A 6,459-nucleotide genomic window follows, 5' to 3' on the forward strand; every position below is an offset into this window, starting at 1 on the left:
GCTCCTCTAGCGGCCGCTTACGCGGCCTTCTGGGTTTCGTCGCGGTCGGTGAAGGGCATGTTGAGCGCACGCAGCAGCTCGCGGCCTTCCTCGTCCGTCTTCGCGGTGGTGGTGATGATCACATCCATGCCCCGGACCTTTTCGACCTGGTCATAGTTGATCTCTGGGAACACGATCTGCTCCTTGATGCCCATCGCGTAGTTACCGCGGCCGTCGAACGACTTCGGGTTCACGCCCCGGAAGTCGCGCACGCGGGGCAGCGCGATGTTGATGAGACGATCCAGGAATTCCCACATGCGGTCAGACCGCAGCGTCACCTTCACGCCGATCGGCATGCCTTCGCGCAGCTTGAACTGCGCGATCGAAACGCGGGCCTTGGTGACCACCGGACGCTGGCCGGCGATCTGCATCATCTCGGCAAGTGCCGCGTCGATGCGCTTCTTATCCTGCGTCGCATCGCCAACGCCCATGTTGAGCACGATCTTCTCGATGCCTGGGACTTCCATGGCGTTCTTGTAGCCGAAGCGCTCGGTGAGCGCGGCGCGCACCTCCTCTTCATACACCTTCTGAAGGCGCGGCTTCACGCGTTCTGCCTTAGCCATTGATCACCTCACCCGACCGCTTGGCGACACGCACCTTGCTGCCGTCTTTCTCGATACGGAAACCGACGCGGGTCGGCTTGCCGGTCTTGGGATCCTCAAGCGCCACCTTCGACGCGTGGATCGGCGCCTCGCGACGCTCCAGCCCGCCCTGCGGATTCGCCTGGCTCGGCTTCACGTGGCGGACCACGATGTTGATCCCCGACACGACGACCTTGCCGTCCTTCGGAAGCGACTTCACGACATCGCCATGCTTGCCCTTGTCCTTGCCGGACAGGACGACGACGCGGTCACCCTTCTTGATCTTCGCTGCGGACATTTAGAGGACCTCCGGCGCAAGGCTGATGATCTTCATGTGCTTCTTGGCACGCAGTTCGCGCACCACCGGCCCGAAGATGCGGGTGCCGATCGGCTCCTCGCTCTTGTTGATGAGCACGGCCGCGTTCGAATCGAAGCGGATCACGGTGCCGTCGGCGCGGCGGATGTCCTTCGCGGTGCGAACGATGACGGCGCGGTGCACATCACCCTTCTTCACGCGGCCGCGCGGCGCTGCTTCCTTCACCGAGACGACGATCACGTCGCCAACGGTTGCGAAACGGCGCTTCGAACCGCCGAGCACCTTGATGCACTGCACCCTTTTCGCGCCGCTGTTGTCCGCGACGTCGAGGTTCGTCTGCATCTGGATCATGTCAGCTCACCTTTTCCGTGACGCGCCACGTCTTCAGCTTGGAGATCGGCGCACATTCTTCGATCCGCACGGTGTCGCCGGCCTTGAAGGCATTGGCTTCATCATGCGCGTGATATTTCTTCGAGCGGCGGATGATCTTGCCGTACAGCGGGTGCTGAACCCGGCGTTCGACCTTCACAACTACCGTCTTGTCGGTCTTGTCGGAGACTACCTGCCCGACGAGGACGCGTTTCGGCATCGTTATTCCCTTCAGGCTTCGGCCGCGGCGCTGGCGCGACCGCGTTCGTTCTGCAGCGTCCGGATACGCGCGATGGTGCGGCGCACCTCGCGCACACGGCTCGCCTTTTCCAGCTGACCGGTCGCCGCCTGGAAGCGCAGGTTGAACTGCTCCTTCTTCAGCTGGGCAAGATCGGCGGAGAGCTGGTCGTCAGTCTTGGTCTTGAGGTCTGCGTGCTTCATGGCTGCATCCCCTCCTTAGTGCTGGTCGCCAAGACGAGCGATCAGCTTCGTCTTGATCGGGAGCTTCGCGGCGGCGCGTTCGAAGGCGCCGGCGGCGACCTCGTAGCTGACGCCATCAAGCTCGAACATCACGCGGCCCGGCTTCACGCGGGCAACCCAGTATTCCGGCGCGCCCTTGCCCGAGCCCATGCGGACTTCGGCAGGCTTGCGGGAGACCGGAACGTCCGGGAAAATGCGGATCCAGAGGCGGCCCTGGCGCTTGATGTGACGCGTGATGGCGCGGCGCGCGGATTCGATCTGGCGCGCAGTGACGCGCTCCGGCTCGAGCGCCTTCAGGCCATAGGCGCCGAAGTTGAGTTCGGTCCCGCCCTTGGCGTTGCCGTGAATGCGGCCCTTGTGGGCCTTGCGGAACTTGGTGCGTTTCGGTTGCAGCATCTCTTATCGCCTTCTGACAGGAATCGGTCCTCGATCAGGCGACGCAGTTATGGTCTTTCGACCTTAACGCGCCGGCCGGACTCCCGACGTCTGTGCATCCATCATGATCCGGTCCTGCGCCAGCGGGTCGTGGTCGAGGATCTCACCCTTGAAGATCCAGACCTTGACGCCGCAAACGCCGTAAGCCGTGTGAGCCTGGCCTTCCGCGTAGTCCACGTTCGCGCGCAGCGTGTGCAGCGGAACGCGGCCTTCACGATACCATTCGGTTCGCGCGATCTCGGCGCCGCCGAGACGGCCCGAGCAGGTGATGCGAATGCCTTCGGCGCCGAGACGCAGTGCCGACTGAACGGCCCGCTTCATGGCGCGGCGGAACGCGACACGGCGCACGAGCTGGTCAGCGACCGACTGTGCGACGAGCTTTGCATCGACCTCGGGCTTGCGGATTTCGACGATGTTGAGCGAAACCTCGCTCGACGTCATCGCGGCGAGCTGCTTGCGCAGCTTGTCGATATCCGCACCCTTCTTGCCGATGATCACACCCGGACGCGCGGCATACACCGACACGCGGCACAGCTTGGCCGGACGCTCGATCACCACCTTCGAAATCGCCGCCTGCGGCAGCGTCTTCATCACGAAATTGCGGATCTTCAGATCCTCGAGCAGCAGACGACCGTAGTCCTCGCCGTCCGCGAACCAGCGCGAGTCCCAGGTGCGGTTGATCTGCAGCCGCAGGCCGATGGGGGAAGTCTTGTGACCCATATTACGCTCCTGCCTCTTCGTCCGCTTCGCGCACAACGATGCGGATGCGGCTGATCGGCTTCATGATCTTCGCCGAGCGGCCGCGTGCGCGCGGCGTCCAGCGCTTCATCGTGATCGACTTGCCGACGCTGGCTTCCTTCACCACGAGCGCATCGACGTCGAGGTTGTGGTTGTTTTCCGCGTTGGCGATCGCCGAGGCGAGAACCTTGCGAACGTCAACCGCCATCGCCTTCGTGGAGAAGGTGAGGATGTTAAGCGCATCGCCGGCTTTCTTGCCGCGAATGAGACCGGCGACGAGGTTCAGCTTGTACGCCGAACCGCGAACGGTCGTCGCCACCGCGAGCGCCTCGCGCTCGCCGACACGACGGGGGTTTGCAGCCTTGCTCATCGCTTACCTCTTCGCCTTCTTGTCGGCGGTGTGGCCGAAATAGGTGCGCGTCGGCGCGAACTCGCCGAGCTTCATGCCCACCATGTCCTCGTTGACGGTCACCGGCACGAATTTCTTGCCGTTGTAGACGTTGAAGGTGAGCCCAACGAACTGCGGCAGGATCGTCGAGCGGCGCGACCAGGTCTTGATCGGCGCACGCGCACCGGAATCCTGGGCGGTCTCGGCCTTCTTCAGAAGGTGCAGGTCGACAAACGGACCCTTCCAGACGGAACGCGCCATGGCTTACCTCTTCTTCTTCGCGTGACGCGACCGGATGATCATCGCGTTCGACGCCTTCTTGCGGTTGCGCGTCTTCGCGCCCTTGGTCGGCTTGCCCCACGGCGTCACCGGGTGACGGCCGCCCGAGGTGCGGCCTTCACCGCCGCCGTGCGGGTGATCGACCGGGTTCTTCGCGACACCGCGCGTGAGCGGGCGCTTGCCAAGCCAGCGGTTGCGACCGGCCTTGGCGAGGTTCTGGTTCGAGTTGTCGGGGTTCGACACCGCACCAACCGTCGCCATGCAATCGGCGGGGACGTAGCGCTGTTCACCCGAACCGAGACGAACGATCGCCATGCCGCGGTCACGTCCGACGACCTGCACGTAAGTGCCGGCCGAACGCGCGATCTGGCCGCCCTTGCGGGGCTTCATCTCGACGTTGTGGACGATGGTGCCGACCGGCATCTGACCGATTTCCATCGCGTTGCCCGGCTTCACGTCGGTCTTCTTGCCCGCGACGATGGTGTCGCCGACGGCAAGACGCTGCGGTGCGAGGATGTAGTTCAGCTCGCCGTCCTCGTATTTCACGAGGGCGATGAACGCCGTGCGGTTCGGGTCATACTCGATCCGCTCGACAACAGCCGCCATGTCCCACTTGCGACGCTTGAAATCGACGATGCGATAACGACGCTTGTGACCGCCGCCGATGCCGCGCGCCGTGGCGTGGCCCTGGTTGTTGCGGCCGCCGGACTTGTGCAGACCTTCGGTCAGGCCCTTGACGGGCTTGCCCTTGAAAAGCTGCGACTTGTCGACAAGGACAAGGCCGCGGCGCGCTGCGCTGGTGGGGTTATAGGATTTGAGCGCCATGGCTTAGATTCCCGTGGTCACGTCGATCGACTCGCCTTCGGCGAGCGTCACGACGGCTTTCTTCGCGTCGGAGCGGATGTAGCGCTGACCCTTCCAGCGCTTCGTCTTGCCCTTGGCGATGAGCGTGTTCACGCCCTTCACCTTGACATCGAACAGCGCTTCGACCGCCGCCTTGATGGCGGGCTTGGTCGCGGTCTTCGCGACGTGGAACACAACCTGATTGTATTCCGACACCTGCGTCGACTTCTCGGTGATGACCGGCGACAGGATCACGTCGTAGTGCTCCAGCGCGATCTCGGCCTTCTTCGCGGCTTTAGCCATTGAAGCGCGCCTCCAGCTTTTCGACCGCCGACGTCGTGAGGACGAGGGTGTCGTGATTGAGGATGTCGTACACGTTCGCGCCGATCACGGGCAGCACGTCGACCTTGTAGAGGTTCGCGCATGCCAGACGGAAGTTCGCGGGCGTGTCACCGTCGATGAAGAGGCCGCTGGTGATGCCGAGCTTGCCGAGCTGCTCGCGCAGCGCCTTCGTCTTGGCGTCCTTCAGCTCAAGGTCCTTGACGACGATGAGCTTGCCTTCCTTGGCCTTCGCCGACAGCGCGGTCTTGAGGCCGAGGACGCGGATCTTCTTGTTCAGGCTCTGCTCGAACGAACGCGCACGCGGACCGTGGGCCTTGCCGCCGCCGATGAAGATCGGCGAACGACGGTTGCCGTGACGGGCCGTGCCGCCGCCCTTCTGGCGACCGAACTTCTTGCCGGTGCGCGCGACATCCGAACGCTCACGCGCCGCGCGGGCATAGCCGCGACGGTTGGCGAGCTGCCAGTTGACGACGCGGTGCAGGATGTCGGTGCGAAGTTCGAGACCGAAGATCTCGTCGTTCAGTTCGACATCGCCGGCAGCCTTGGCGTCGAGGGTCTGTACCTTGACCTTCATGTTCAGCCCTCCTGGCCGTCGGTGGCGGTTTCGACCGTCTCGGCCGGCGTTTCCGCCGGAGCCTCGACGGGCGCCGCTTCGTTGTTGTTGGCGCTGCGGACCGCCGCCGGATACGGCGCTTCGCCCGGACGCGCGACCTTCACGGCATCGCGAACCTCGAGCCAGCCGCCCTTGTGACCGGGGACCGAACCCTTGACGAAGATGAGACCGCGCGCGGCATCGGTGCCGACGATCTCAAGGTTCTGCTGCGTGCGATTGCGGGCACCCATGTGACCGGCCATCTTCTTGTTCTTGAAGACCTTGCCGGGATCCTGGCGGTTACCCGTCGAACCGTGCGAACGGTGCGAGACCGAAACGCCGTGCGTCGCGCGCAGACCGCCGAAACCCCAACGCTTCATGGCGCCGGCGAAGCCCTTGCCCTGCGTGGAACCGGTGATGTCGACGTACTGACCCGCGATGAAATGGTCGGCCGAAAGCTCGGCCCCCACATCGACGAGCGCGTCTTCGGACACGCGGAATTCGACAACCTGCGCCTTCGGCTCGACTTCGGCCTTGCCGAAGTGGCCGCGCTGCGGCTTGGCGACGTTCTTAACCTTCGCGGTGCCGGCACCAAGCTGGAGCGCGACATAACCGTCGCGGTCCGCAGTGCGCTGCGCGACGACCTGGCAGCCTTCGAGGCTGAGGACCGTCACGGGAACGTGCCGACCGTCATCCTTGAACAGCCGGGTCATCCCCACCTTCTTTGCGATCACGCCAGTGCGCATGATCTTGTTCCTTCCTCTTCAGAGGCCCGCTGCGCGCAGCGGGCTTGAGTTAAAACGTCAGGCTAGGCCTGCAACTTGATCTCGACATCCACACCCGCGGCGAGGTCGAGCTTCATCAGCGCGTCCACCGTTTGCGGCGTCGGCTGAACAATGTCCAGCAGGCGCTTGTAGGTGCGAACCTCGAACTGCTCGCGCGACTTCTTGTCGACGTGCGGCGAGCGGTTCACGGTGAACTTCTCGATGCGCGTCGGCATCGGGATGGGTCCGCGCACCATCGCGCCCGTCCGCTTCGCCGTGTCGGCGATTTCGCC

General features: G+C 64.1%; 14 protein-coding genes. All 14 read right to left on the reverse strand.

Annotation, left to right across the window (positions count from 1 at the left end; translation table 11 throughout):
- Positions 1 to 17: 17 nt before the first annotated feature.
- Positions 18 to 602: a 50S ribosomal protein L5 gene (gene rplE, locus H2052_RS09740; RefSeq protein WP_293780863.1), complete on the reverse strand. Its 585-nt coding sequence runs from the start codon at positions 600 to 602 to the stop codon at positions 18 to 20.
- Positions 595 to 918, reverse strand: a complete 324-nt coding sequence (rplX, locus tag H2052_RS09745) for a 50S ribosomal protein L24 (RefSeq protein ID WP_121047256.1) — start codon at positions 916 to 918, stop codon at positions 595 to 597. The genes rplE and rplX overlap by 8 nt, the downstream gene beginning before the upstream one ends.
- Complete coding sequence (gene rplN, locus H2052_RS09750) at positions 919 to 1,287, reverse strand: 50S ribosomal protein L14 (protein WP_121047255.1); 369 nt, start codon at positions 1,285 to 1,287, stop codon at positions 919 to 921.
- A 1-nt stretch (position 1,288) separates the two neighbouring features.
- A complete protein-coding gene (gene rpsQ, locus H2052_RS09755) occupies positions 1,289 to 1,525 on the reverse strand; it encodes a 30S ribosomal protein S17 (protein WP_121047254.1) in 237 nt (78 codons plus the stop codon).
- A gap of 11 nt (positions 1,526 to 1,536) precedes the next feature.
- Complete coding sequence (rpmC, locus tag H2052_RS09760; RefSeq protein ID WP_121047253.1) at positions 1,537 to 1,746, reverse strand: 50S ribosomal protein L29; 210 nt, start codon at positions 1,744 to 1,746, stop codon at positions 1,537 to 1,539.
- A 15-nt stretch (positions 1,747 to 1,761) separates the two neighbouring features.
- Positions 1,762 to 2,181, reverse strand: coding sequence for a 50S ribosomal protein L16 (rplP, locus tag H2052_RS09765; protein ID WP_121047252.1), 420 nt, complete (start codon positions 2,179 to 2,181; stop codon positions 1,762 to 1,764).
- A 63-nt stretch (positions 2,182 to 2,244) separates the two neighbouring features.
- Positions 2,245 to 2,940 (reverse strand): 30S ribosomal protein S3, encoded by a 696-nt coding sequence (gene rpsC, locus H2052_RS09770; protein ID WP_293780872.1) that lies wholly within the window; start codon positions 2,938 to 2,940, stop codon positions 2,245 to 2,247.
- 1 nt (position 2,941) lies between these two features.
- A complete protein-coding gene (rplV, locus tag H2052_RS09775; protein ID WP_293780875.1) occupies positions 2,942 to 3,328 on the reverse strand; it encodes a 50S ribosomal protein L22 in 387 nt (128 codons plus the stop codon).
- Between the two features lie 3 nt (positions 3,329 to 3,331).
- On the reverse strand, positions 3,332 to 3,607 hold the full coding sequence (gene rpsS / locus H2052_RS09780; RefSeq protein WP_293780878.1) for a 30S ribosomal protein S19: 276 nt from the start codon (positions 3,605 to 3,607) through the stop codon (positions 3,332 to 3,334).
- Between the two features lie 3 nt (positions 3,608 to 3,610).
- Positions 3,611 to 4,450, reverse strand: coding sequence for a 50S ribosomal protein L2 (gene rplB, locus H2052_RS09785; protein ID WP_293780881.1), 840 nt, complete (start codon positions 4,448 to 4,450; stop codon positions 3,611 to 3,613).
- Between the two features lie 3 nt (positions 4,451 to 4,453).
- The gene (locus tag H2052_RS09790) at positions 4,454 to 4,771 is read right to left on the reverse strand and encodes a 50S ribosomal protein L23 (RefSeq protein ID WP_293780884.1); all 318 of its coding nucleotides are present in this window, start codon (positions 4,769 to 4,771) and stop codon (positions 4,454 to 4,456) included.
- On the reverse strand, positions 4,764 to 5,384 hold the full coding sequence (rplD, locus tag H2052_RS09795) for a 50S ribosomal protein L4 (protein WP_293780887.1): 621 nt from the start codon (positions 5,382 to 5,384) through the stop codon (positions 4,764 to 4,766). The genes H2052_RS09790 and rplD overlap by 8 nt, the downstream gene beginning before the upstream one ends.
- A 2-nt stretch (positions 5,385 to 5,386) precedes the next feature.
- A complete protein-coding gene (rplC, locus tag H2052_RS09800) occupies positions 5,387 to 6,148 on the reverse strand; it encodes a 50S ribosomal protein L3 (protein WP_293780890.1) in 762 nt (253 codons plus the stop codon).
- 62 nt (positions 6,149 to 6,210) lie between these two features.
- On the reverse strand, positions 6,211 to 6,459 hold a 249-nt coding region (gene rpsJ / locus H2052_RS09805; protein WP_293780893.1), incomplete at its 5' end, for a 30S ribosomal protein S10.

The sequence above is a fragment of the Sphingosinicella sp. genome, assembly GCF_013911755.1.
Lineage (GTDB): Bacteria > Pseudomonadota > Alphaproteobacteria > Sphingomonadales > Sphingomonadaceae > Sphingosinicella.

Bases quoted from the DNA above. Each gene is read 5' to 3' on its own strand.
- rplC (WP_293780890.1), bottom strand. From the start codon at position 6,148: ATGCGCACTGGCGTGATCGCAAAGAAGGTGGGGATGACCCGGCTGTTC.
- rpmC (WP_121047253.1), bottom strand. From the start codon at position 1,746: ATGAAGCACGCAGACCTCAAGACCAAGACTGACGACCAGCTCTCCGCC.
- rplP (WP_121047252.1), bottom strand. From the start codon at position 2,181: ATGCTGCAACCGAAACGCACCAAGTTCCGCAAGGCCCACAAGGGCCGC.
- rpsQ (WP_121047254.1), bottom strand. From the start codon at position 1,525: ATGCCGAAACGCGTCCTCGTCGGGCAGGTAGTCTCCGACAAGACCGAC.
- rpsC (WP_293780872.1), bottom strand. From the start codon at position 2,940: ATGGGTCACAAGACTTCCCCCATCGGCCTGCGGCTGCAGATCAACCGC.
- H2052_RS09790 (WP_293780884.1), bottom strand. From the start codon at position 4,771: ATGGCTAAAGCCGCGAAGAAGGCCGAGATCGCGCTGGAGCACTACGAC.
- rplE (WP_293780863.1), bottom strand. From the start codon at position 602: ATGGCTAAGGCAGAACGCGTGAAGCCGCGCCTTCAGAAGGTGTATGAA.
- rplV (WP_293780875.1), bottom strand. From the start codon at position 3,328: ATGAGCAAGGCTGCAAACCCCCGTCGTGTCGGCGAGCGCGAGGCGCTC.
- rplX (WP_121047256.1), bottom strand. From the start codon at position 918: ATGTCCGCAGCGAAGATCAAGAAGGGTGACCGCGTCGTCGTCCTGTCC.
- rplB (WP_293780881.1), bottom strand. From the start codon at position 4,450: ATGGCGCTCAAATCCTATAACCCCACCAGCGCAGCGCGCCGCGGCCTT.
- rplN (WP_121047255.1), bottom strand. From the start codon at position 1,287: ATGATCCAGATGCAGACGAACCTCGACGTCGCGGACAACAGCGGCGCG.
- rpsS (WP_293780878.1), bottom strand. From the start codon at position 3,607: ATGGCGCGTTCCGTCTGGAAGGGTCCGTTTGTCGACCTGCACCTTCTG.
- rplD (WP_293780887.1), bottom strand. From the start codon at position 5,384: ATGAAGGTCAAGGTACAGACCCTCGACGCCAAGGCTGCCGGCGATGTC.